The organism is Erysipelothrix sp. strain 2 (EsS2-7-Brazil), from assembly GCF_016617655.1.
GTDB classification, from domain to species: domain Bacteria; phylum Bacillota_I; class Bacilli_A; order Erysipelotrichales; family Erysipelotrichaceae; genus Erysipelothrix; species Erysipelothrix piscisicarius.
Window position 1 is genome coordinate 29405 of sequence record NZ_SCFT01000009.1, and the last position, 26064, is coordinate 55468.

General features: G+C 36.0%; 22 protein-coding genes, 1 other RNA gene and 1 other annotated feature. Of the genes, 9 read left to right on the forward strand and 14 right to left on the reverse strand.

The genetic code is table 11. From position 1 onward, the window contains the following. Positions 1-3: 3 nt before the first annotated feature. The gene (gene recR, locus EPJ90_RS05455) at positions 4-594 is read right to left on the reverse strand and encodes a recombination mediator RecR (protein ID WP_161636900.1); all 591 of its coding nucleotides are present in this window, start codon (positions 592-594) and stop codon (positions 4-6) included. A gap of 12 nt (positions 595-606) precedes the next feature. Beyond that, positions 607-2421: a DNA polymerase III subunit gamma/tau gene (dnaX, locus tag EPJ90_RS05460; protein ID WP_200542761.1), complete on the reverse strand. Its 1815-nt coding sequence runs from the start codon at positions 2419-2421 to the stop codon at positions 607-609. An 88-nt stretch (positions 2422-2509) separates the two neighbouring features. Between dnaX and EPJ90_RS05465 the strand changes: the two genes are divergently transcribed. Next, positions 2510-3133 (forward strand): sortase, encoded by a 624-nt coding sequence (locus tag EPJ90_RS05465; protein ID WP_003774146.1) that lies wholly within the window; start codon positions 2510-2512, stop codon positions 3131-3133. Positions 3134-3174: 41 nt separating this feature from the next. On the opposite strand, the gene tadA is transcribed toward EPJ90_RS05465, so the two are convergent. Continuing rightward, complete coding sequence (tadA, locus tag EPJ90_RS08690; protein WP_342671842.1) at positions 3175-4074, reverse strand: tRNA adenosine(34) deaminase TadA; 900 nt, start codon at positions 4072-4074, stop codon at positions 3175-3177. A gap of 21 nt (positions 4075-4095) precedes the next feature. Then, positions 4096-4183, reverse strand: an RNA gene (gene ffs, locus EPJ90_RS05475) — signal recognition particle sRNA small type. A 98-nt stretch (positions 4184-4281) separates the two neighbouring features. On the opposite strand from ffs, the gene EPJ90_RS05480 reads away from it, so the two are divergent. Continuing rightward, entirely contained in the window at positions 4282-5070 is a 789-nt protein-coding gene (locus EPJ90_RS05480) for an HAD family hydrolase (RefSeq protein WP_161636897.1), read from the forward strand. Between the two features lie 11 nt (positions 5071-5081). On the opposite strand, the gene serS is transcribed toward EPJ90_RS05480, so the two are convergent. From serS to dnaA, 10 genes are all read right to left on the reverse strand, one after another. Further along, complete coding sequence (serS, locus tag EPJ90_RS05485; protein WP_161636896.1) at positions 5082-6368, reverse strand: serine--tRNA ligase; 1287 nt, start codon at positions 6366-6368, stop codon at positions 5082-5084. Positions 6369-6402: 34 nt separating this feature from the next. After that, positions 6403-6590 (reverse strand) — a binding site (T-box leader). A gap of 77 nt (positions 6591-6667) precedes the next feature. Further along, entirely contained in the window at positions 6668-9178 is a 2511-nt protein-coding gene (gyrA, locus tag EPJ90_RS05490) for a DNA gyrase subunit A (protein WP_200542763.1), read from the reverse strand. Between the two features lie 9 nt (positions 9179-9187). Next, positions 9188-11107 carry a DNA topoisomerase (ATP-hydrolyzing) subunit B gene (gyrB, locus tag EPJ90_RS05495; protein ID WP_161636894.1) on the reverse strand — a complete coding sequence of 640 codons (1920 nt, stop codon included), beginning with the start codon at positions 11105-11107 and terminating at the stop codon, positions 9188-9190. After that, entirely contained in the window at positions 11107-12192 is a 1086-nt protein-coding gene (gene recF / locus EPJ90_RS05500; RefSeq protein ID WP_161636893.1) for a DNA replication/repair protein RecF, read from the reverse strand. Before recF ends, gyrB begins: the two co-directional genes overlap by 1 nt. Continuing rightward, positions 12182-12403, reverse strand: coding sequence for an RNA-binding S4 domain-containing protein (locus EPJ90_RS05505; protein WP_200542764.1), 222 nt, complete (start codon positions 12401-12403; stop codon positions 12182-12184). Before EPJ90_RS05505 ends, recF begins: the two co-directional genes overlap by 11 nt. Positions 12404-12531: 128 nt before the next feature. Then, on the reverse strand, positions 12532-14388 hold the full coding sequence (locus tag EPJ90_RS05510) for a PTS fructose transporter subunit IIABC (RefSeq protein WP_161636892.1): 1857 nt from the start codon (positions 14386-14388) through the stop codon (positions 12532-12534). A gap of 4 nt (positions 14389-14392) precedes the next feature. Continuing rightward, the gene (locus EPJ90_RS05515) at positions 14393-15316 is read right to left on the reverse strand and encodes a 1-phosphofructokinase family hexose kinase (RefSeq protein WP_161636891.1); all 924 of its coding nucleotides are present in this window, start codon (positions 15314-15316) and stop codon (positions 14393-14395) included. A gap of 102 nt (positions 15317-15418) precedes the next feature. Next, entirely contained in the window at positions 15419-16168 is a 750-nt protein-coding gene (locus EPJ90_RS05520; RefSeq protein WP_161636890.1) for a DeoR/GlpR family DNA-binding transcription regulator, read from the reverse strand. A gap of 5 nt (positions 16169-16173) precedes the next feature. Next, entirely contained in the window at positions 16174-17292 is a 1119-nt protein-coding gene (gene dnaN / locus EPJ90_RS05525) for a DNA polymerase III subunit beta (RefSeq protein WP_161636889.1), read from the reverse strand. A gap of 263 nt (positions 17293-17555) precedes the next feature. After that, the gene (dnaA, locus tag EPJ90_RS05530; protein WP_161636888.1) at positions 17556-18917 is read right to left on the reverse strand and encodes a chromosomal replication initiator protein DnaA; all 1362 of its coding nucleotides are present in this window, start codon (positions 18915-18917) and stop codon (positions 17556-17558) included. A gap of 795 nt (positions 18918-19712) precedes the next feature. On the opposite strand from dnaA, the gene rpmH reads away from it, so the two are divergent. The 7 genes from rpmH to EPJ90_RS05565 are packed head-to-tail and all read left to right on the forward strand — an operon-like array spanning position 19713 to position 26000. Next, complete coding sequence (rpmH, locus tag EPJ90_RS05535; RefSeq protein WP_003774176.1) at positions 19713-19847, forward strand: 50S ribosomal protein L34; 135 nt, start codon at positions 19713-19715, stop codon at positions 19845-19847. Between the two features lie 11 nt (positions 19848-19858). Then, complete coding sequence (rnpA, locus tag EPJ90_RS05540) at positions 19859-20221, forward strand: ribonuclease P protein component (RefSeq protein ID WP_244660385.1); 363 nt, start codon at positions 19859-19861, stop codon at positions 20219-20221. 28 nt (positions 20222-20249) lie between these two features. Beyond that, entirely contained in the window at positions 20250-21092 is an 843-nt protein-coding gene (gene yidC, locus EPJ90_RS05545; RefSeq protein WP_161636887.1) for a membrane protein insertase YidC, read from the forward strand. Positions 21093-21109: 17 nt separating this feature from the next. Beyond that, positions 21110-21724 carry a protein jag gene (locus EPJ90_RS08695; RefSeq protein WP_161636886.1) on the forward strand — a complete coding sequence of 205 codons (615 nt, stop codon included), beginning with the start codon at positions 21110-21112 and terminating at the stop codon, positions 21722-21724. 39 nt (positions 21725-21763) lie between these two features. Next, a complete protein-coding gene (pth, locus tag EPJ90_RS05555; RefSeq protein ID WP_125163884.1) occupies positions 21764-22312 on the forward strand; it encodes an aminoacyl-tRNA hydrolase in 549 nt (182 codons plus the stop codon). A gap of 2 nt (positions 22313-22314) precedes the next feature. Further along, a complete protein-coding gene (gene mfd, locus EPJ90_RS05560) occupies positions 22315-25731 on the forward strand; it encodes a transcription-repair coupling factor (RefSeq protein ID WP_200542765.1) in 3417 nt (1138 codons plus the stop codon). Further along, entirely contained in the window at positions 25728-26000 is a 273-nt protein-coding gene (locus EPJ90_RS05565; RefSeq protein ID WP_161636884.1) for an RNA-binding S4 domain-containing protein, read from the forward strand. Before mfd ends, EPJ90_RS05565 begins: the two co-directional genes overlap by 4 nt. The last annotated feature ends 64 nt before the right edge of the window (positions 26001-26064 follow it).

A 26064-nucleotide genomic window follows, 5' to 3' on the forward strand; every position in this document is an offset into this window, starting at 1 on the left:
CTCCTATTTAACTTTACTGCGACCCTCAAAAGCTTTCATCAATGTCATATCATCTGCGTAGTCTAAATGACCACCAATTGGTAATCCGAAAGCTAAACGTGAAACATCTGCTTGATCTTCTAATTTTTTCGCCAGATAAAGCGATGTCATTTCCCCTTCAACGGTAGCATTGAGCGCTAATATAACTTCAGTTACGTTTTCATCAACACGATTAATGAGTGACTGAATATTCAAATTCTCTGGAAGAATCCCTTTTTGAGTAGAGATTAATCCCCCTAAGACATGATAAACACCGTGATATTCATTCATTTTTTCGATTGAAAATGCTTCCTTTGCTGTTGCGACAACGCAAATGATTGAACGATCACGCGTTTCATCTTGGCATATTTGACAAACCGCCTCATCCGCGAGGTTATGGCAAACTTTACATGATTGAATTTCATGCCGTGCGGTACTCAAATCTTGTGAGAATTTATCCACATCTTCTGGTTTTTGATCTAAAATGCTTAGTGCATAACGCTCAGCCGTTTTTTGTCCAACCCCAGGCAGCATCATAAACGATTCAATTAATTTTTCTAGTTTTTTAGGATACATTTATTAACAACCTCACGATTCTATAATCTCTACGATTCCCCCAAACAGTTCTTTTACTTTTTCTAAACTTTCATCTTTTTGTTCAACTTCATCTTCTTGAGATTGATCGTTAAACGGTTTTGCTTCTATTGGTTCTGGTAAATTGTTGTTCTTTGAAAGATCTAGAAATTTAGAAACAGCTTCTGCGTACATTTCTTGTGTAATGGCTAAAATTTGCTTTGATCCACCAAAAAGAACTTTTGAAAAATGATAAAGTTCGCTTTGATTTCGTATTTCTGCCACTTCTCGAACCGCTGCGTCATTGACGAGTGCAATAACAACAAAGAAATTACTGCTTAATACCAGTTTCCCACCACTTATGAGTCTACTTGCGCGTGCCCACGTTAAATCAACCTTATAGCGATCAATTGCTTGATATGAGGCATCGTCTTGGATACGAATTGCTTTATCAGCCGTTACCATATACTGAACAACTTCATCTACTGTTAGAAGTGCATCCGGCTGGTCATTTGGCTCTGTAATAAAGACTTCTGTATCAATTTGAATTTCTTCTTCAATAATCTCATCTTCAATCATTTCTTCCGGATTATTTGTTTCGAAAATAATTGGTTCATGAGTCGACTCGTTTGACTTAGGAACATCGTTGTGTGATGTCTTTCTCTGCTTATTACCATGTTCTAATCGATAGATTTCTTCAGCTGTCATTGCTTCTTGGCTTTGTTGATTCAAATTCACATTATTTTTTTTATGATTAAATGAATTAAAAACATCCACCATAGCGACTTCAAAATATGTTGATTGATTTTGAGAAAATTTCATTTTATCCATATAACCTAATAGTTTGTCAATCACTTGCAATCGTTCTTGAACCTGTAACGACTTCGCAAGATATTGGATAAACATTAAACTATTCTCGTTGACAAGCGTTTCAGAATTTGTATGTGAATAGATAATTGAATCTTTTAATCCACTAATGAGATCCATCATCAAGCGATCAATATTAACACTCTTCTCACTCATCATTGCAATTTGATTCACAAGCGTTTCCATATTTTGTTCCTGAATGCTATTGAATAAACGAATCTTATCTTGGTCTGTAATGATACCATTGGTATCATAAATTTGTGCTACCGTAATCTGATCATCTGCGAGAACAATCGCTTGTTCTAGAATCGTTAATGCATTTCTTAAACCACCGCCAGATAAACTTGCAATAAGTTTCGAAACTCCTTGTTCAGCTTCTACATCTTCTTTTTCAAGGACATAATCCAATCGCTTCGCAATATCCACTTCGCCAATACGATTAAAATCGTAGCGTTGACAGCGCGAAATTATTGTAGGCAACACTTTATGTATTTCTGTTGTCGCTAATATAAATACAACATGACTTGGTGGCTCTTCTAATGTCTTAAGAAGTGCATTAAAAGCACCTTGTGAAAGCATATGAACCTCATCGATGATGTAGACTTTATATTTTCCGAGAATCGGTGTATATTTCACTTTTTCAATAAGACCACGAATCTCATCAACACCATTGTTACTTGCGGCATCAATTTCAATGAGATCTGGATGCGTTCCATCCGCTACAGCCTTACAATTGTCACAAGTTCCACAAATTACTTGATCAGGATTCTCACAATTGACTGCCCGTGCAAATAATTTCGCTATCGATGTTTTTCCTGTTCCACGTGGACCACAAAAAAGATATGCATGTGATATCTTATCTTTAGTAATTGAATTTTTTAAAACATGAACGACATGTTCTTGCCCCACAACTTCGTCAAGATGTGAAGGTCTATATTTACGATATAACGATTGATACGACATATTATCACCTTTATCTCATTATATCATGGAGGACCTTATATTGATATTCTGTTTTACAATCTATATAATGTATTTAAGGTGGATGACTATGGAAAACAATACTAAGAAAAAGAAAAAATTTAATTTATTTGGTTTTTTAGGAATCATGATGATCCTCGCTGGATTAGGAATAATCATTTACGATGTCGGTTCTTCTTACCTTGAACGCGAAGCGCTCAAACGAGAATTACAAGACTTTCTAAATGCTCCCCTACCTCAAGATGATTCTGACGGTCCTTCAAAACAAGAGACGGATAAATGGGGCTCGATCGAGATTGAAAAACTTGATATCAACCATTTGATTGTGAAATCAGACGACTGGGGTTATCTCAACCGTTATGTTGTAGCTTGGAATCGTTCAATTGACCCGCCTGGAGAAGGAAACTTTTCGATAGCAGGACATAATGGACGTTGTGCAAGCTGTGTCTTCCGTGATTTCGAAAAAATCGAAAAAGGCGATACAATTAAATTGCATCGAAAAGAAGATAATACAACTTATATCTATAAAGTCTATGACAACTTTGAAGTACCTTATACGGATACTTCTGTACTGAATGACGATGAATCACGTGGTGCAACACTTACACTTGTGACTTGTACCGAAGCGAACGATTACAGCGTTAACCGTACAATAATCAAAGCAGAGCTTGAAAGCTCTGAACCAACTCGTTAAACATATAAAAACACCGTTTCCTGGAACTGAACTAGTTCCCCTTATTGAATCGGTGTTTTTATATGTTTAATCATTTTAATATGGGAAATACCTACTTCTTCATATATTTCCCCAGTTATTTCAAATCCTTGTCTCTTATATACGTTCATTGCACTCAGTTGTGCGTTCAATTCAATTTTATCAATCCCATTGTTTTCTGCTTGGATAATTGCATAGCGAACTAGTTTGGAAGCAATTTTTTTATTACGATATGGTTTTAGAACTGCGAGTCTTCCAATTTTCATTGTTCCATCAGAGCAATATAATCGCATTGTACCGATAACGTGATTCTGTTGCATTGCAACTACATGACTAACTTGTTGATGGTCAAGGATGTCAAGTTCATCATATTCTTCTGAAGGGTCAATATTTTGCTCATCTACAAATACTTTTTTACGGACATCAAGATAGCTTTCAAACATAGATTCATCTACCTTTTTAATTTTCACTTGTTTATTTCGTTGCTGTTTAAAGAAATCCAACATCAGTTGTTTGGTTTTATCTCCTTGTATTCCCGCAATCACTTCTGGATAGTGGTTATAGCCCTCTATCTTCGTAAAATCGATTACCGACCCTAAACAACCACTTTTAGGTTCTTTTGATCCGTAAACAACGGTACTTACCCTTGATTGCATAATGGCTCCTGTACACATTGCACAGGGTTCCAGTGTTACATATAAAGTGCAACCTTCTAAATTCCAAGAACCAAGTGTTTCTCCTGCCTGATCCATCGCAATAATTTCCGCATGCCCAGAAGGTTGGTGTTGCGTTTCTCGAACATTATGACCTCGTCCAATGATTTGATTGTTGTAGACAACGACAGCACCAACAGGAACTTCTTCTTTATCATAAGCTTGAAGTGCTTCTTGATATGCCGCATCCATATATTTGTTATGTTCGATAGTAACGCCCCCTTATATACAAAAAGAGCCACAACACACATAAGAGCTAATGTAAGGCTGCTGCATTCCTGCCCTGACCTGGTTAACTAGATTATGTTGTTGTAGCATAGTTATTATACCAAAACTGTCTTAAAATGCAACCTCTTAAACGACTAATTTAAATGTTCCACGTGAAACATTATGGTATAATTTCAATGGAGGTTTCTTATGATTAAATTAATAGCAACTGATATGGATCACACGCTTTTAGATGATGATTCAAATCTTCCTTGTAATTTTGAAGAGGTGCTTGCGGAGCTCAAGAACAACAACATCCATATGGTACTTGCAAGTGGTCGCACCCTCTTTAGCATTAAGAAAAAGGCCCATGATTATATCGATGATCTTTCGTTTGTTTCTGATAATGGTGCGATCGTTGAACATCAGGGTAAGATACTTTATCAATCTATCTTTTCAAAACGCGATATTAAGACCGTTACCGAGGTTTTTAGACAATGCAAAGAAACATCGATTATCGCTTCCGGTATTGATTGCGCCTATGTCGAACTTGGTGATCCAGTCCACGAACAATATCTTGAAGAGTATTATCCTGGTTTTGTTATAGTTGATGACTTAACAGACGTTGATCTTAATTTTGTTAAAATAACTGCATGCAGTCTTCATCACACCGTTTCTAATTTCCAAGAGATCGTACAATCAGCTCTAAACGGAACCTTTAATGCCGTTACAGCTGGCGCGGTGTGGATCGATGTTATGCACTCTGATGTTAATAAAGGACAAGGAATCCAGCACCTTCTACAAACGCTTAATATCGATGCTGCGGACATTGTTACGTTTGGTGACTATCACAACGACATCCAGATGTTAAAGCTCGCTGGACGCTCGTATGCCGTTTCTAACGCACACGAAGATGTGAAGCGAATCGTTACTGAGGTAATTGATTCAAATAACAATAATGCGGTAATGAATCAAATTCAAAAATTAATCACTAAATAAAAAAATAGAGCCTATTGATTCGGCTCTATTTTTTTCTTAAATCCCATATAGGGTTGTAATGCTTCTGGTATAAGTACGCTTCCGTCTGCTTGAAGATTGTTTTCTAAAAAGGCGATAAGCATTCGTGGTGGTGCTACTACCGTATTGTTTAAGGTATGTGCGTAAACACGTCCTTCTGGTGTGTCAATACGTATTTTTAATCGACGCGCTTGTGCATCTGTTAAATTTGAGCAACTTCCAACTTCAAAATATTTTTTCTGTCTAGGACTCCATGCTTCTACATCAACACTCTTGTTTTTTAAATCGGCAAGGTCTCCGGAACAACATTCGAGTACACGTACAGGAATATCAAGGGTTCTAAAGAAATCTACTGAATTATGATAAAGTTCTTCAAAGAGTGCTGCACTATCATTTGGATGACAAACGACTACCATTTCTTGTTTCTCAAATTGGTGTATACGGTATACACCGCGTTCTTCAATACCGTGCGCGCCCACTTCTTTTCGGAAACATGGTGAGTAGCTGGTAAGTTTGTGTGGTAGCGTTTCTCCATCAATAATTGTATCGATATACTTACCTATCATTGAGTGTTCACTCGTACCGATAAGATAAAGGTCTTCACCTTCAATTTTATACATCATGTTTTCCATCTCTTCAAAACTCATAACACCACTAACAACGTCACGATGAATCATAAATGGAGGGATTACATAGTCATATCCACGATCAATCATGAAATCACGGGCATAAGTTGTCACCGCTGAATGAAGTCTCGCAATGTCTTTTTGTAAATAGTAGAATCCTGCTCCGGCAACCTTACGTGCGGCATCAAGATCAATTCCACCAAATGACTCCATAATATCCGTATGGTAAGGAACATCGAAGCCTTTATCGATAATTTCACCTACAGTATAACGTTCTACATTTTCGCTATCATCTTTTCCGATAGGAACGTCATCCGCAATAATATTAGGGATTTCCATCATCAAACCTTTAATTTTTTCAAATAGAGGTTCTTCTCTCTCTTCGATTTCTTTTAGTTCAAGGGCGAAGGCCTGTACCTGTTCCTTTACAGCATTTGCTTCTTCAATCTTCTTTTGTCCCATAAGTTGGCCGATTTGCTTACTTAAAGCATTACGTTGCCCTCTTAATTCATCCGCACGTGTTTTAATACCGCGGTATTCGATATCCAAAGCAATGATTTCATCTACCATATCTTCCTTATGATCTTGGAATTTCTTCTTAAGGTTGTCCTTAATAAGCTCAGGATTCGTTCTAAATAGATTAATATCTAACATATTTTTCTCCTTTTGAAAATAAAAAAAACACCTCTTAAGGGACGTATGTACGTGGTGCCACCCTTTTTCATATGTTCCACGTGGAACATACCTTTAACAGATAACGGTTGTCTTCCGAAATTAATCTCTCCAGGGTGGAACTATAGCGTTTTATAATGATTTTCACCAAACATCATCTCTCTTAAATAAAACAGTTATATTATTCCCTTTCAACGAGTTTAAGTAAATTATAGCGATTATCATATTTTAAGTCAAATAGAATCGAAAGAAAAAAAGCAAGGATTTTATCCTTGCTTTGCTTATTCGGTTATTTCTATTTCTTTGTTTTCAATTTGTGCTTCCGGTTCGTTCGTTTGATCGTCTTCGGGTTCCTCATCAACTGTCGGTTGTAGTATTGCTACTTGAGAAACAGAATCCGATTCACCAACATTAATCAATCTTACACCAATTGTTGAACGGCCATAGATTCCGATATTGCTAATCTCTGTTCGAATAACAGTACCCTCGTTTGATATAATTAATGCTTCTTCATCACCGTTAACTGCACGTAATGAAACAAGTTCGCCGTTTTTCTCAGTAATATTTACTGTTTTAACACCTTTAGCACCACGTTTCGTACGGCGGTATTCCGAAATGTCTGTACGCTTACCGTATCCCTTTTCAGTTACCGCTAAAATATATTGACCTTCACGATCCGTCGCAATCCCTACAACTTCACCTTCATCAACATTGAATCCAATAACACCTGACGCTGTACGTCCCATTGAACGAACCTCATTCTCATCGAATCGAACAGCTTTACCGTTGCTTCCTCCGATAATGATTTCGTTGTCCCCGTTAGTCATACGAACACCTACGAGTTCATCATCTTCTCGTAACGTAATTGCAATTTTACCGTTTTGACGGATCGATTCAAATTCTTGAACTTCAACTCGTTTCACTATACCTTGCTTTGTAACGAAGAATGCATATCTCGATTCATCATCTTTGGCAACTTTCACGAGCGTTTTAACGGTTTCGCCTTCTGCAAGATTCAATAAGTTTACAACAGGTATCCCCTTTGATGTTCGGCTTGAAGACGGTACATTAAATCCACGAATACGGTACACTTTACCAAGGTTTGTAAAGAGTAGTAGATAGTCATGCGTCGACATTGCAATGAATTGATCCACTGTATCTTCATCATAAGTACTAATACCACGTACACCTTTCCCACCACGGTTTTGTGTGTTGAATGAATCAACTGTTGTTCGCTTGATATAACCATTCATAGTCATCGTAACAACAATATCTTCCACCGGAATTAAATCTTCATCCAACATGTCAATATCCGCTTCTACGATTTCTGAACGGCGATCATCACCGAATTTTGTTTTAATTTCGGTCAATTCGTCTTTAATAATGGTAAGTAAGCGATCATGGTTCGCTAAAATATCTTTTAAATCAATAATTAGAATTGTTAATTCATTAAATTCGCTCTCGACTTTATCACGTTGTAACCCAGTTAAACGACGTAATTGCATATCTAATACCGCTTTAGACTGGATCTCTGTTAAGTCAAATGCTTCATTAAGTCGGGTAATCGCCTCCGGATCGTCTTTAGATGATCGAATAATTGAGATTACTTCATCGATATGATCAAGTGCAATCATCAACCCTTGAAGAATATGTGCCCGATCTTCGGCTTTCTTCAATTCAAATTGTGTTCTACGTGTAACGATTTCAATTTGATGGTCGCGATAATGACTTAATACCTGTAATAGATTTAAGAGCTCGGGACGGCCATTCACCAACGCAAGCATATTTACCCCAAAAGATGATTGGAGGGCAGTAAGACGATAAAGTTGATTTAAGACAACCTCTGCTTGAACTTCTCTTCGTAATTCAACAACAATACGAATTCCTTCACGGTTTGATTCATCTCTTAAATCGGTAATTCCGTCAATTTCTTTATCACGAACAAGAGTAGCAATTTTTTCAACTAATGTGGCTTTATTTACTTGATATGGAATTTCAGAAATAACAATACGTGGCTTCCCGTTTTTCATTTCTTCGATATCCACTTTAGCCCGCATTACTACAGAACCGCGTCCTGTTTCAAATGCTGACTTAATACCACTACGACCTAATAGGAGCGCACCTGTTGGGAAGTCGGGTCCGAAAATGTATTCATCCATTAATTCTTTAATTGTAATATCTGGATTATCAATAAGTGCAATCGTTGCGTCAATAACTTCGCCAAGATTATGAGGAGGGATGTTTGTTGCCATACCAACCGCAATTCCGGTTCCACCATTAACGAGAACGTTTGGGAAACGTGACGGAAGCACTGCAGGTTCGCGTTCTTCACCGTCGTAGTTATCAATGAAATCAACGGTGTTTTTATTGATATCACGAATTAATTCCATCGAAATTTTAGACATACGCGCTTCGGTATAACGCATCGCAGCTGCACCGTCGCCATCGATTGATCCAAAGTTTCCGTGACCATCAATCAACATATAGCGGTATGAAAACTCTTGAGCCATACGTACCATTGAATCATACACAGCCGTATCCCCATGCGGGTGATACTTACCAATTACTTCACCAACAATACGTGCTGACTTTTTATAAGGTTTATCACTCGTCATACCAAGATCATTCATTGCGTATAAGATTCGACGATGAACGGGTTTTAGACCATCACGGACATCTGGCAACGCACGTGAAACAATAACCGACATGGCATAGGAGACGAATGATTTTTTCATTTCTTCAGAAATATTACGTTGTTTTATTTTGTCATAACTTTGTGTATTATCTTCCATTGTGTCCTCCTAAATATCCAAATCAGCATATTCAGCGTTCGTCTGAATAAATTCACGACGCGGTGCCACTTCATCACCCATTAAGGTTTCAAAAATAACATCGGCTTCCATTGCATCATCAATTGTAACTTGTATTAATGTACGTGTTTCTGGATCCATGGTTGTATCCCATAACTGCTCCGGATTCATTTCCCCAAGACCTTTGTATCGTTGTACGTTAAATCGGTCTCCAAATTCGACCTTTAGTTCATCCAACTCCTCTTCCTCATAGGCATAAGCAATCTTATTTCCACGAGAAATCTTATAAAGTGGTGGTTGCGCGATATAGACGAATCCATTTTCAATGAGCGGTCTTAAGAATCGGTAGAAGAATGTTAATAATAACGTTCTAATATGTGCACCATCGACGTCCGCATCAGTCATAATAATAATTTTATGGTAACGTAATTTTTCGATGTCCATTTCATCTGATACACCCGTACCAAATGCTGTAATCATCATACGAATTTCATTGTTATCAAATATTTTATGTAGGCGTGCTTTTTCTACGTTAATAACTTTACCTCGAAGCGGTAGAATCGCTTGGAATTTGCTGTCGCGGCCTTGTTTAGCACTACCACCCGCAGAATCCCCCTCGACGATATAAATTTCGCACTCAGATGGATTACGATTTGAACAGTCCGCAAGTTTTCCAGGTAAAGAAGAAACTTCAAGAGCCCCTTTTCGACGTGTTAACTCACGCGCCTTACGAGCAGCAACACGCGCTTTCGATGCGATTGCAGCCTTATCTACGATGATTTTAGCGTCATCCGGATGTTCCATCAAGAAACGTTCTAATTGCTCACCAAAGACACTAGAAACAATCTTACGCACTTCACTATTACCGAGTTTAGTTTTAGTTTGTCCTTCATATTGAGGATCAGGATGTTTTACAGAAATAATTGCGGTGAGTCCTTCACGAACATCGTCCCCTAAAAATCCATCATCATCCTTTTTAAGTAGATTGTGATCTTTTGCATAATTATTAATTACACGTGTTAATGCGAGTTTAAACCCATCTTCATGGGTTCCACCTTCATGTGTATTAATATTATTACAGAATGAATAAATGTTTGGCGTAAAACCATCATTATATTGCATTGATACTTCAACGAGTATTCCTTCTTCTTCTCCTTCACAATAAACAATCTCTTCATGTATTGGAGATTTATTCGCATTCATATACTGAACATATTCACGGAGCCCATCTTCGTAAATAAATTCCAGATGTCTTGTTTCTTCAGGTTCACGTTCATCTTGGAAAACAAGTTTAATTCCCTTATTTAAAAATGCAATTTGACGTAAACGATCACGTAAAATATCATGTGAGAATTCAGTTGTTTCCGTAAAAATAGTAGGATCAGCCTTAAATCGAACCGTTGTTCCTTTTTTATCTGTTTTACCAACTTCTTTAAGTGGTATTGCTACTTTTCCACCTTCTTCAAAACGAAGATAGTATTCTGTACCATCCAAATAAATTTTAACTTCCAACCATTCTGACAACGCATTAACAACAGAAGCCCCAACACCGTGAAGACCTCCCGATACTTTATATGCACCACCACCGAATTTTCCTCCGGCATGGAGTACTGTAAAGATCGTCTCAGCTGTTGAAACGCCTGTTTTCGCATGAATTCCAATTGGAATCCCACGACCATTATCTGATACAGAAATTACATTATCTTTATCGACATTCACAACAATTTCTGTCGCAAATCCTGCTAAAGCTTCATCAATCCCATTATCTACAATTTCCCAAACCAAATGATGTAAACCACGGGATGAAGTTGTACCAATATACATCCCAGGTCGTTTACGTACCGCTTCCAATCCTTCAAGAACTTGAATATCGGAAGACGTATATGAATGATCTACTTTTGTATTCGACATTAAATAACCTCCTCTACATTACCACTAACAACTTTAAAGACCGTCTTATCGCGTTTGGATTTAATATAATCTAAATCTGTAGTAGTAATAAATACTTGCATTTCTTCGTGTAACACGTTTAGAACACGCTCACGTCTGACATTATCCAATTCAGAAAACAAATCATCTAAACACAAAATTGGATAAGTTTTACGACTTTGAAAAATCAATTCCACAATCGCAAGTTTAAAAGCAATTATAAGCATTCGCTTTTGTCCCTGAGATGATACATTCACAACAGGAATATCATTTATCATAAAAATAAAATCATCGCGGTGAATTCCATTCTGTGTGACTTTAAAATCACAGTCACGTTGGAATGAATCTTGCATCTTTGATAATAATTGCACCTTCAAATCCCCTTCGAGTGTAATCGGTGCTTTATAATGTAGAACGATATGATCATCAGAATCACTGAGTAGATGATAATAGTGATTAATGATTGGATTGAGCGCTTGAACAAATTTTGCTCTCATTTCAATAATCAAAATAGACGCATCCACTAATTTTTCCGTTAAAATTTCTAGATAATCTCGATCAACACTTTTATTTTTCAAGTACGCATTGCGTTCTGATAGTAACTTATTCGACAAACTTAATTGATTGAGATACCGCTTTGACATTTTCCCCAATTCAAAGTCAATTTCTCTTCGTCTTTTTCTCGGACTATTAGAATAAAAGTTAATATCCTCAGGATTAAACAGCACAACATTACAACGACCGATAAACTCGGTCATTTTTTTTAATGGTTGTTGGTTTACTTGAAGATACTTTCCAGCAGTACTGAGTACTACCTTAAGGTTTTGAGTATTATTCTGATCCTCAATATCGGCAATAACACTTAAAAATTCCTTACCGTATTGAATGAGATATTCATCCGAATTAACACGAAAGGATCGCCCTGAAGAAAGATAGACAAGCGACTCGATAATATTCGTCTTCCCCTGACCATTATCCCCTACAAAAACATTTATGTTTTTGTTAAATGATAGATTGAGATTCGAAATATTTCGAAATTGCCTTAATTCAAGATTTTTAACCTTCATGTTCTGTTGTGATTTCGTGTTTATTACCGTTAATTACAACAACATCTCCAGGATACAACTTTCTACCGCGTCGGTTCTCTTCTTCACCGTTTACTTGAATCGAAAACGTATGAATGAGGTGTTTCGCTTCTCCACCTGAATTAACATAATCCGCCACTTTTAGAAATTGCCCTACAGTGATATATTGAGTCTCTTTTTTCATAGCACCCATCCTTTTTATTACCTTATTATTATACTATAAAAACGAATTAAAATCATCTTTTTACGGCTCATATAACGCACAAAAAACCACATTCTTTAAACCAAATGTGGTTTCATGATAATTGTGTTAAAAAAGAACTAATTACGCTTTAAAATACCCATTAAAAGCCCACTAACAATCGAACCAATAATGATAAATAGAATATATAAGAGTGGTTGACTCACAAGAAGAATCACAAAGAGACCTCCATGTGGTGCGTTAACGGTAATATTAAATGCTAATGACAAGGCTCCTGTCAAGGCAGAACCCACAACGAAACTTGGAATAACACGAAGAGGATCACTGGATGCAAATGGAATCGCTCCCTCAGTAATGAACGAAGCACCTAAAATTAAGTTTGTCATACCAGCTTGACGTTCTTCATCTTTAAATTTGTGTTTAAAGAACAGTGTAGCAACAAAAACAGCAAGTGGTGGAACCATCCCTGCTGCCATAACAGCAGCCATAACAGCGCTACCTTGCCCTGCGGCAGTTGCAGCTAACGTACCCGTTCCAAACACATAAGCAGCTTTATTAATTGGCCCACCAAGGTCTACAGCCATCATACCACCTAATAATGCACCTAACAATATTGCATTGGTACCTGATAAACCATTTAAGAAGCCATTCATCGCCTCATTTACGGACTTCATCGGTATATTAATTAAAACCATTAATAAACCGGTCACAAGTACACCTAAAACGGGATACAAGAGGATTGTCTTAATACCATCAAGACTTTGTGGAAGCGTTGCAAGAAGTTTTTTAATCATGTTCATTGCATAACCCGCTAAGAAACCACCAATTAATGCCCCTAAAAATCCTGCTCCACCTGCCGAAGCAATACCTCCAGCAACAAACCCTACAACAAGTCCTGGACGATCAGCGATACTGTAAGCAATATAACCAGCGAGTACAGGCAACATAAATCCAAATGCTTGCCCACCAATATCTTTTAAAATCGCTGGAAATGCGTTATATGAACCAAGCTGTCCTAATTCTGTTGTTGGAACTCCCATCAATTGGTCAAGCATAAATGCAATCGCAATTAGAATACCGCCCCCTACAACAAATGGGAGCATGTGTGATACACCATTTAAGAGATGTTTATACAGATTACTGCCTTCATTTTCCTCACTCGATGTTACAGAAGATGATGACGTATAGATTTCCGATTCTGTTAATGCTTTATCAATAAGAGAATCGGGATGACTGATTGCGGAAGCAACCGGAACTTTGATTAATTTTTTTCCGTTAAAGCGATTCATCTCTACATTAATATCTGCGGCAACAATAACTGCATCAGCATTATTAATATCACTTTGTGTCAAACGATTTCCTACACCCGAAGAACCGTTTGTTTCGACTTTAATTGCGATTCCTTTGTTTTTAGCTGTTTCTTGAAGCTTTTCTGCTGCCATATACGTATGTGCAATCCCTGTTGCACATGCTGTTACCGCAACTACAAAAGATTCACTATTATCATTATTCTCTTTTTCTTCTTGATCAACATCAAAAGCCGCCACAAGTTCATCATACGTTGAAGCAGTTTTTAATGCTTCTTGAACTTCTGATTTCATGAGTAAACCTGATAATGTAGATAAAATCGCTAAATGATCATCCCCAGAATTTTCTGGAGTTGCAATCATAAAGAACAAATGGGCTGGCTCACCATCCATAGAATCAAAATCGATGCCCTTATCACTTCGACCAAAGACGACAACAGATTCTGATACGACTGAACTTCGACCATGAGGGATTGCAATACCATCTCCAACACCCGTTGTACTAATGGCCTCGCGTTCTTTAAGTGTTTCGATAAACGACAGTTCATTTGAAACAATTCCCTCTTTGCTTAGTTTTCGAGTCATTTCAGATAGGACTTCTTCCTTAGATGATGCATTTAATTCGAAAATAACAAGATTTGGTTTTAAAACTTGAGTTATATTTTTCATATTATTAATCGATCCTTTCGATAATTATTTTTTCATTTAATTCAGATATTGATGTCGCTGATGCAAGATGGTCCGAAAATGCAGTTGCACTTCCCGCAGCACACGCTAACTGATACGATTCAAGTAATGAATATTTATTTACATAACCATAAATAAATGCAGCAACCATAGAATCTCCAGCACCTACAGAATCCACTAAGACACCTTCCGGCGCGTAAGCTCGATAACATGCATCTTCAGTTATCAATAGAGATCCCTGTGATCCAAGTGAGACAATGATATTACGAGCCCCCCTTTCAATAAGTATTTTTGACTCACTTATTAAACGTTCTAATGATAAATCGTTTTCTTCGATGCCAAGAATTGCACGAATTTCATCCTGATTCGGTTTGATAAGAAGCGGATGATAAGCGATCATATCGATGAGTTTATCGGAACTGACATCTACTGCAAAGGGAATATTTTGTTTATTCAATGCCTCACAAACTGAGACATACCAGTCGTAAGACATGCCCGATGCAACACTTCCAGTTAAGACTACAAAATCATTCGGAGTAAGTGTCGTGATAAATGTGGAAAGTTCTTCAATTAAAGCGTCATCAATCGGATGACCACTACCATTAATTTCAGTCTCACCTTTATAATCGAGTTTAATATTTATGCGGGTTGGATTGTTTGCGTCCATAAACCCATCAACAAGCAGAGGATATTTTTTCAATTCTTCACGAACATGATTCCCTGTAAAACCTCCAAGAAAACCAATACATGTAGAAGATTGTCCCAGATTGTTTAAAACAATACCAACATTAATCCCTTTTCCACCAATACGTATCTGTTCTTCTTGAGAACGATTGGTAACGCCAAGTGATAACGTTTTAGGTGTCATTAGGTAATCAATCGAAGGGTTAAGTGTAACGATATAAATCATATTAATTTCCTCCTAAATATAGAATAACACAATATGTAAGTGGTTTCAAACATTATTTATCATATAATATCATTTATATTCAAATTATAAAAAAAGGTGAACTTAGTGTTCACCTTGTATTTTAATATCATAATTTTTATATGCTTCGCCTGGATCTTTATCCGTAATGAGCAATCCATCATCTGATAACGCAAAACTCACACTGGAGCGCTTATTAAACTTAGAGCTATCCCCAATAAAGAATACCTGCGATGATTGCGCAACAATCGTAGATTTTGTTACTGCTTCCATTTCATCCGGTGTGGAAAAACCAAAATCTGCATCCAAAGCATTAAATCCGATAAAGGATTGATCAAAATTCATTTGCTTTAGATATTGAGTACTTAATCCACCCACTGCTGCACGAGTTGTCGGCTTCACAAATCCACCGATAACATAGCACTCAATACCAAATTGAACTAACGCATCAACATGATGCAATCCATGTGTATACACAGTAACATGCTTATCTTTAAGATACGGTATCATCCGCGAAACAGATGTTCCTGCATCAAGATACACGACGCTATTCGGCTTAACCAACGCTGCAGCTGTTTTAGCGAGTTGGTCTTTGATTTCTGAATTCACATCATTTCGAGTATGTAATTCAACATCATTTGAATAATCACGAATTGTGATGGATGTCGCACCACCATGTACTTTATGAACTAACCCTTTTTCATCCAACTCATTAATATCTCGACGAACGGTTATTTCGGAAACATCCACAAGTTGTGCAAGCTCTTCAACTTTAGCAAATTGATGCAAATCAATATAGTGGATAAGTTGTAAATGTCTTTGATTCTTTAACATAATCGTTAATCAAATGTTCTTACAGGTAAAACAAGTTGGACAATTGAATCGTCTTCTGGGTTTTTAAGAATAAACGCTTGCATTTCTCCCACAAATAAAATCTTAACGATATCTGTTTTAAATGATTTAAGGGCTTCAATCATATAACGTCCACTGAATGAGATTTTTAAGTTACCACCAATATAATCAATCGGTCTTAAAATTTCCTCTGAACTACCAATTTCTTGTGACTTAGAACTAATTAGGACACCATCATTGGATGCCTCCAATTTAACAGTCCAATATCCATCACTCTTTAAGAAAGAGGATCGATCGATTGCACTGATCATATCGTGACTATTAACTGTGAGTTCAAAACCATATTCCGAAGGAATTAATCGATTAACATCGGGGAATAATCCATCAATTAAACGAGATTGAATTAACGTTGAATCGACATAGAATTGAACAAGTTTATCAGAAACAGCAATATGAACATCTTTATTATCACTAATCGTTTTTGCTACTTCATAAAGGTTAACTGCTGGAATACATATATTAAAATCCATTGGTGTAGGAAGTTCAATTGATTTTTTGGCTAATCGATAACTATCCGTAGCAACACAATTCATAACATTCCCATCTGCTTTAAAATTTACTCCAGTAAATATTGGACGATCTTCACTTGTCGAACAAACAAAAGCAGTTTGTTGAATTACTTCAGAAAGTTTAAAGCCTGGCATCTTAAATTCTTTTGTTGGTTTTGTAAAATCAATTGTTGGATAAAGTTCTGCTTTACTACCATTGATGTTGTATTCTGCTTTATTTCCACTAATACGTGTTAAAGCACCATCAATGATTTCAAAGTCGATAAAATCGCTATCAAGTTTTCGAACTGCTTCAAGAATATAACGAGATTCTAAAACAACTTCCCCTTCTTCATATACGTTCAATTTATTTTCGTCATTCGCATAAAGAACTTCTTTAATTGAAATATTAGAATCACTTGCAATTAATGTTAGAGCATCATCTCTTAATTCAAATTTAATTCCTGAAAGAATTGGTAATGGTGAATGTGTAGATGCTGCACGTCCTACAGAGGACAATGCTTTATAAAATGATTGTTTCTTTATATTGAACTTCATATAACCCTCCAAATGATAAACACTATTGTATTAATTATATCATATTATGTACTTTTTATTATATTCTTTTTTATAAAAATAAATGGATCACTGCGAGAACTTTTAAGTAAATTATTCTCCAAGGCGATATGTTTATTAGTATTAAATAATTAATTAGTATTACTAGGGCCTGTGGATAAGTGTATAACTTGTATAAAACACTCTAAACAAGCGACAATACTTACGAAAAACGGTGTTATTAAAGTGTGGATAACTGTTGATAACTATTTAATTTTGGCTTCAAGTTCATAAACAGCACGAGCCAGCATTTGGTCCGTTTTAAGTTTCTTTTCAATCTTGTCACAAGCACTAATAATTGTAGAGTGATCACGTTTTCCAAAATCCTCACCAATTTTATTGTAAGGCAAATCAAGATGCTTACGACATAAGTAGATTGCAATGTGTCGGGCATTTGCAATTGCTTTGGTTCGAGCCTTTGAAACAAGCTGAGCTTGGGTTAACCCATAGTAATCTGCAACAATCCGTTTAATGGTCTTTGTATCCAATTCATTTGTTTTAATAGGTTCCCCATTTGTTTTAAAGGCGTTCATTGCGATGTTAATGTCAATATGGTCATTTTGAGAAAACTCAATCGAGAAAAAGAGCAGTCGATTTAAGGCACCTTCTAGCATACGGACATCTTTAGAAAAATTAGAGGCGATGTAGCTTAAAACATCTTCATCAAATAATCCTGGATCAACACTTTTATGTTTGATTTTCAATTCAAGAATGGCAAGTGAGGTCTCAAATTCCGGGGAATCAACACCGACCGAAAGACCTGAAGAAAATCGACTGATTAAGCGGTCTTCTAGACCTTTTATCTCGGTAGGAAGGCGGTCACTTGTAATAACAATTTGTTTCTTATTGTAAATAAGTTCATTAAAGATATGAAAGAAGATCTCATGAGATTTTTCTTTACCTGCGAGGAACTGGATATCATCAATAAGTAAGACATCGAGATTATACATTTGTTCTTTAAAGTCTTCAATCGTGCGATTCTGTATTGAATTAGCAACTTGTCTAACGAAATCTGAACTAGACGTATAAAGGACACGTGCATCTGGATTTAGTTTTTTGATGTAATTTCCAATTGCATTTAAAAGATGTGTTTTTCCTAGACCGGAGTTTCCATAAATGAATAGGGGCGTATAAAATTGTCCAGGGCGATACGCACACCCTAATGCTGCAGAATGGCTTTCTTTATTGCTTGGACCAACGACAAAATTATCAAAAGTTTGATTTGGGGCAATGCCATCATTACGAACAACGACTGGAATTTGAGGTTGAACAGGAACTTGAACGGCGATATTTTTCTTGAATTCATTTTCAAGCAGAACCTCACAAACCATAGATGTTTTATCTAAAATTTGATTAATAACATCATTTAAAAAAGGAATTTCTTCAGAAAGAATTACTTTTTGGAGATAGGTTGGGACCACAATAATCGCTTTTGTCTCATCCAACGCAGCAAGGTTTGTATCTTCGATGTAAGTATTATAAATGGGCTCATCGAAATGATTGCTTTCCTTGATCGCAAGCTTTACTTTTCCCCACACATCTTCTAAATAAAATTTCATAGTTGTCATATTCAAATACCCCTTTGCAAGTTCTATAATATCAAATTTAGAATACAATTCCATAGACAAAAAAACTCCCAACAAGTTATCCACATAATCTACTGTGGAATACGGCTATTCTAATGCTTATTTTGATAGTTATCCACAGTTGTCCACAAAATTATGAATGTTTATAAATTGTGGACTTCTTAAATACATTCTCAACATAGCGTTGACAAAAAATGTAGAGCTTGATTTTTGTCATTTATACGCAGACATCTCAACATGAAAATAGCTACTTATAAAAGGGTATGATGCATTTATCCACACTATCCACAATCTGTTGATAAACATTGTTATGAACTCGTATAAAAGATGGTTTATAGTTATCCACTGATTTTTTAATCATTAAAATCTTCCACTAAATTTATCCCACGAATCCGATAGAGTTACCAACATTTCGTTGCATATGCATGAAAAAGTGGATAACCAAAAGCATTTTCGAACGAAAATAATTCGATATTGGTAATAAAAGGGCAAGCATCAACTAATTTTAAAGAGGAATGCTCACTCTTTTATTACCTGTGAATTATTTAAAGGCGCTCCGATCAATAAAAAAAATTGAAAAAAATATCGTGATTGAAAGATGAATGTGTTACAATAGCGATGATAATTCTATAAAGTTAGAATGAAATAGTATCAATTAGATGGTGAATCAGATAATCAAAACGTTATTTAAGGCACTTTATTGACATTGAAAAGTATTTCTTATATAATTTTAAAGCATTTGCTCTTCGTATATATAAAGAACTGGAGGTGGTTTTCATGAAGAGAACTTATCAACCGAGCAAACGGAAACACCAAAAGGTCCATGGTTTTAGAGCCCGTATGAAAACAGTAGGCGGTCGCCGCGTGCTTTCACGTCGTAGATCAAAAGGAAGAAAAGTGTTATCTGCATAACAGTCACCCTTATGGGTGACTTTTTTGTCATAATGGAAGTGAAAAAAATGAGAGAAGAATATAGAGTAAAAAAAGCAGCGGAATTCCAAAAAATCATGGGGGCTCGTCGATTTAAAAATACCAAAGCTTTTACAGTATATATAAATAGAAAAACTAAAAATCACTCGCGATATGGAATTGCAGCACCTAAAAAACTAGGAAATGCAGTAGTGCGCAATAAAACAAAACGTCAAATAAGAAGTATGCTCCAAGACATCAACATGTTTGATACACCTTACGATTACATCGTTCTAGTTCGAAAAAAATATTACGAACAGAGTTATGAGGAAAATCGAAAAGACTTGGAAAACCTAATAAAAACGGTTAAAATGTAAAGTGAGTATTTTAGATTAGGAGATAGATATGAAAAAATATAAAAAACTGATTATATTCAGTATTTTGCTATTAGCATTAACGGGATGTACTCAAGTTATTGATCCACAAACGAAACAAGTATACGCTGACAAGATTATTAGTTTAGGTGATGCATGGTCATGGGGTACCGACACATGGTTTGGAGCGCTCTTTGTATGGCCAATTGCACAAGCATTAAACTTTTTCTCACAATACATTGGAACCATTGGTTCAATTGTTGTTGTAACATTGATTATTAAGCTTATTACAATCAAAGGTTCAATTAAAGCAACAGTTCAACAACAAAAAATGCAATTAATTGGTCCTGAACAAGCTCGAATTGAAGCGAAGTATCAAGGTCGAAATGATCAACAAGCCAAACTTCAAAAAGCTACTGAAATGCAAAAGTTGTTTGAAAAACATGAAATTAATCCAATGGGTGCTTTAGGTGGAACATTCCTTCAGTTACCAATTATGATTGCAATGTATCAAGCTGTTATGCGTTCAGAAGCCATCATTAATGGTACGGTATTTGGACAAACTCTAGAAGTAACGCCGATGCAAGGATTTACTCAAGGAAATATTATTATCATTGTAATTTTCATTCTAATGGCAATATCACAGTTCCTTTCAATGTTCTTGCCACAATATCTTGCAAAACAAAAACTTCGTAAACGTTCATATGAAAAACAACCTGCTAATCAAGCAAATATGATGATGTATTCATCACTTATTATGATTGTAGTTCTTGCTCTTAACTGGCAAGTGGGTATGAGTTTATACTGGATGGTTTCAGCTCTTGCACAATTAGTACAAACATTATTTATTAATCATAAATACGGCACAAAATAAAAAAGGGAGGAATACACGTGAAGCAATATACAGCTAAGTCTTTAGATGATGTTCTAAACAATGTCTCTAAAGAAAAGAATGTTGAAAAAAGTGATCTTATCTACTATGTCATCGAAGAAAAATCAGGTTTCTTAGGCATTGGGGCGAGTGTTACTGCTGAAGTGTTTGCCCTTAATGATGTCAAATTGTTTGTTGAAGAATATTTTAATAAATTCTTTACCGGTTTGGGATTAAAAGTTGAACAAGAAATTACTGTTAAGAATAATAACGTTAAAGTATCATTGAATGCAGAAAACAATGCAATCCTAATTGGTAAAAATGGGAAGTCATTGGAAGGCATGAATATGTTACTCAAACATGCAGTTAATTCCGAGTTTAAACGTCGTTTTTACGTTATGATTGATATAAACAACTATAAAACAGATCGTTATCAAAAACTTAAGGCAATGGCAAAACGGATTGCTAAGAATGTTAGTCGTTCTAAAATTGACGCATCTTTAGACCCAATGCCAAACGACGAACGTCGTGTGATTCATAAAGAATTGACTGATTTTCCAGGAATTCGCACACAAAGTGAAGGTTCAGGAAGAGACCGTCATCTTAAGATTGTCTATGATCCAAACAAAGAGTAAGGGGAGTCCCTTATTCTTTTTTGCTTAATGGAGGAATGTATGAAAGTAATCGTAGGATTAGGAAATCCCGGAAAACAGTATGAGAATACAAGACATAATGCAGGTTTTCTGGTTATTGATGAAGTTGCATCGAAATTAGGTGTTTCGATCACAACGAATAAATTTAAAGCACTTATTGCTGAAACGTTTGTAGGTACTGAAAAAGTCGTTTTGGTTAAACCACAAACATATATGAATCTCTCAGGAGAATCAGTCGGAGAAGTCATGCGTTATTATAATGTTGATCTTGAAGATCTTCTTGTTATTAGTGATGATATGGATATTACCGTCGGATCACTGAGACTTCGCGAAAAAGGATCGTCAGGTGGACAAAAAGGTGTTAAGAGCATCATTGATCATTTGGGATCAAATGAATTTTTAAGGCTAAAAGTTGGAATTGGTAAAAGCAGTCAAATAAAAACAGTTGATTGGGTACTTGGAAAAATTGATGAAGAAACAGCAATTTCATTGGGTGCTCGATGCGTAAGTGATTTTATCAGTGGAAAACGGACTGATCAATTGATGAATGAATACAATGTAAGAGTGTAAAAATGAATTGGTTATATAATTATTTAGAAAAGCATGAACTTGTTAAAGAGTACACCCAGGGCAAAAGTATTTTTGCCCATTTAAGCGTGGTTCAAGAAGCTTTATTAGTTCTAGGATCCAGTAGAGTAAGTAAAAAACCTTTGTTTATAATTAAGGAAAACGAACAGCAAGCATCAAATTTATATAATGAGATAAAACATCTTGATGAAAATGCAAATGTAGTTTATTACAACCATGAAGAGTCACTACGTGTTGAGGCTATTGTTCAATCAGAAATTATGAAAGCGAATCGAATTGATGCATTATTTAAAATTGTGAACGGAGACTTTGATATTTGTATTACGCATGCAATTGCTTCAGTAAGAAAATTATCCCCGTTGAAAGTTCTTAAAAATTCGATAATCAACATTAAGACCGGTGATGAGTGGGAACCGCTCCAACTTGCACGTGAGCTCGAACGACTGGGGTATACGCGTGTTAAATATGTTGAAAAGCCATTTACATATGCAATTCGTGGTGGTGTTTGTGACGTGTTTTCTATCCAAATGGAGCAGCCACTTCGAATTGAATTTTTTGATGTAGAAGTAGATAGTCTAAGATATTTTGACATTGAGAATCAGCGATCGCTATCGCGAGTTGATGAAGCGATGATTGCATTTGCGACAGATATTCTTCTTAACGATCAGGATATTTTAGAAATCAGTAATTCATTGACGCAAAAAATCGAGGGAATCGATAATGATGATTTGATTCATGAAATGGAACAAAAACGAGAATTATTACAAATGAATCAGTTTGATGTATCGTTGTACCCTCTGCTCTCATTTTGGTCAAACTATGCGACGATTTATGATTATTTAAGTGACTCAACGACGTACATGAGCCCGATTGAAGCTATTGAAAGAACACTTAAACAAAATACCTTAGATGCTCACACGTTTATTGAAGAACAGTATGAGATGAATCAAATGATTTATGTCTCAGATATTTTCGAGTCATTTGAACGGATTAAAGCAAAACATACGTATCGTGAAATTTTTGAATATCAAACCGAGGGTGAAGCTTTTATTCCTTGGCACGCACCCAATATTGTATCGGAAAGTATAGAGCAAACCATGAAGTGGCTTCGTAAAGAGGCAATAACACAAAAAGTAATCATCATACTCGATGAAGATACTATGGAAGATTTTGTTAAGACGCTACTAAATCAAGGTATTGAGTATCAGGTGTTAACAGACAAACCAACTACAAATGGAATCTATATTGAATACGGTCATATCACCTCTGGATTTATTCTAGAAGATATTGATACGGTCGTTTATACAGCAAGTGAATTGTATAAGTATAAGAAAAAGATGTTCCGATACGATAATAAGTTTTTAAAGGCAGAATCTTTAAATCAATTATCAGATCTCGATACATTGGATTATGTTGTGCACCGCCAATATGGTATCGGTAAGTATATGGGAATTACTACCAAAGAAATTGAAGGAATTCATAAAGATTTTATGCGCATTCAATATCGTGACGGTGATGAACTGTTCGTACCTCTCGAACAATTTAACCTGGTTCGTAAGTTTATGTCACGAGAGGCAGCATCAGTTCGCCTGAGCAAGCTTGGTACAAGTACCTGGCAAAAGAACAAAGAACGTATTAAACAAGATGTTGCCGATGTGGCAGATAAACTCGTAACGCTCTATTCTTCAAGAATGGAGGCAAGTGGATTTGCTTTTAGTCCCGATACGGAATACCAGAAACAGTTTGAGGATGCGTTTGAATATGAATTAACTCATGATCAAAAAACAGCCATTGAAGAAATTAAACGGGATATGGAACGAAATGTTCCGATGGATCGTTTACTTTGTGGTGATGTTGGATTTGGAAAAACCGAAGTAGCCATTCGTGCAGCGTTTAAAGCCTTTGTAGATCATAAACAAGTCGTTTTCCTTTGTCCTACAACAATCCTCTCACAACAACATGCACGAACTCTTAAAGAACGATTGAGTGATTTTCCTGTGACGATTGAAGTTTTAAATCGCTTTGTATCAGATAAAGAAAAAAAGGAAATTATTGAACGGGTCAAAGATGGCAAAGTTGATATTTTAGTGGGAACACACCGTGTATTATCACGCGATGTAAAGTTTAAAGATTTAGGATTACTAATTATTGATGAAGAGCAGCGATTTGGGGTGGAACATAAAGAGCGTATTAAGGAATTTAAAGTTTCTGTGGATGTTTTATCACTCAGTGCGACTCCGATTCCACGAACACTTCAAATGTCTCTAATTGGACTTCGTAGTTTATCACAACTCAATACTCCGCCATCAAACCGTCTTCCGGTAATGACTTATATCATTGAAAAAAACCAACAAACGCTTAATGATATTATTTCCAAAGAACTTAGTCGGGAAGGCCAGGTTTTCTACCTATTTAATAATGTAGAGCAAATTTACTCTGTTGCTTCAGTCATTGCGAATCATGTGGAAGATGCACGTGTAGCTGTTGTGCATGGCCAAATGGAACGTCATGAAATTGAAGATGTGATGATACGATTTATTAGTAAGGAAATTAATGTTTTAGTTTGTACAACAATCATCGAAACTGGAATTGATATTCCAAATGCCAACACGATCATTGTGGACAATGCGCATCGTTTTGGTTTGTCACAGCTCTATCAAATCAAGGGACGCGTTGGACGGTCAGATCGTTTAGCGTATGCGTACTTTGTTGTACCCAATAAACGTGGGTTAACGGAGTTAGCACAAAAAAGACTTCAAGCAATTAAAGAATTTACACAGCTTGGTAGTGGATATAAGATTGCAATGCGTGATTTAACGATTCGTGGTGCCGGAGAACTCCTTGGTGGTAATCAGTCGGGATTTATTGATACTGTAGGTATCGACTTATACGTACAACTTCTTAAAGAGGCCATTGCGAAAAGACAAGGTAAAGAGGTTATTGATGTTGAAGCACAAGAACGATTCAATCTTAAAGTGGATGGATATTTACCCGAAGACTTCGCAAGTGATGATGGCGAAAAATTAGATCTGTATCAACAAATTAACCAAATCCAATCACTGGATGAATTGAAGCAGTTTCATGAGATGATTGATGACCGCTATGGGAAATTACCAAATTCAGTTAAAATGCTGTTGGAAAAAACACGTCTGGAATTATTCTTAAATGATCAGCGCATTAAGTCATTTAAAGAACGTGTTAATAAAGTAGAATTAGTCTTTACAGAGGAATATAGTAGTCAAGTAGATGGTGTCCATCTCTTTGAATTAATCTCTGAAAAGTCGAGTGAAATTAAGATAAAGTATCTAAATCAAACAATCATTATTACCATGCCAATGTATACAGAGTGGGCAGAAGATTTGATTTATATACTCGAAAATTTAAAGGAGCAAACACTATGAGACTTGATAAATATTTGAAAGTATCACGAATCATTAAACGCCGTACTGTGGCGAAAGAACTCGCTGATGATGAGCGTGTCTTTATTAATGGAAAGAAAGCAAAACCATCATCAGAGGTTACACTTGAAGATGTAATTGAAATTCGATTTGAACATCGCCATATTAAAATAGAAGTTACATTTTTAAGCGACAAAATTTTACGAAGTAATCCGCCGATGTATGAACTTATTTCAGATCAACGGATCGATAGAAGCGATTCAGAAAACTGACAACTCTTGCAATTTTTGAGAATGTCAGTATAATGAATATAGATAAATAAACTAACAAAAAAAG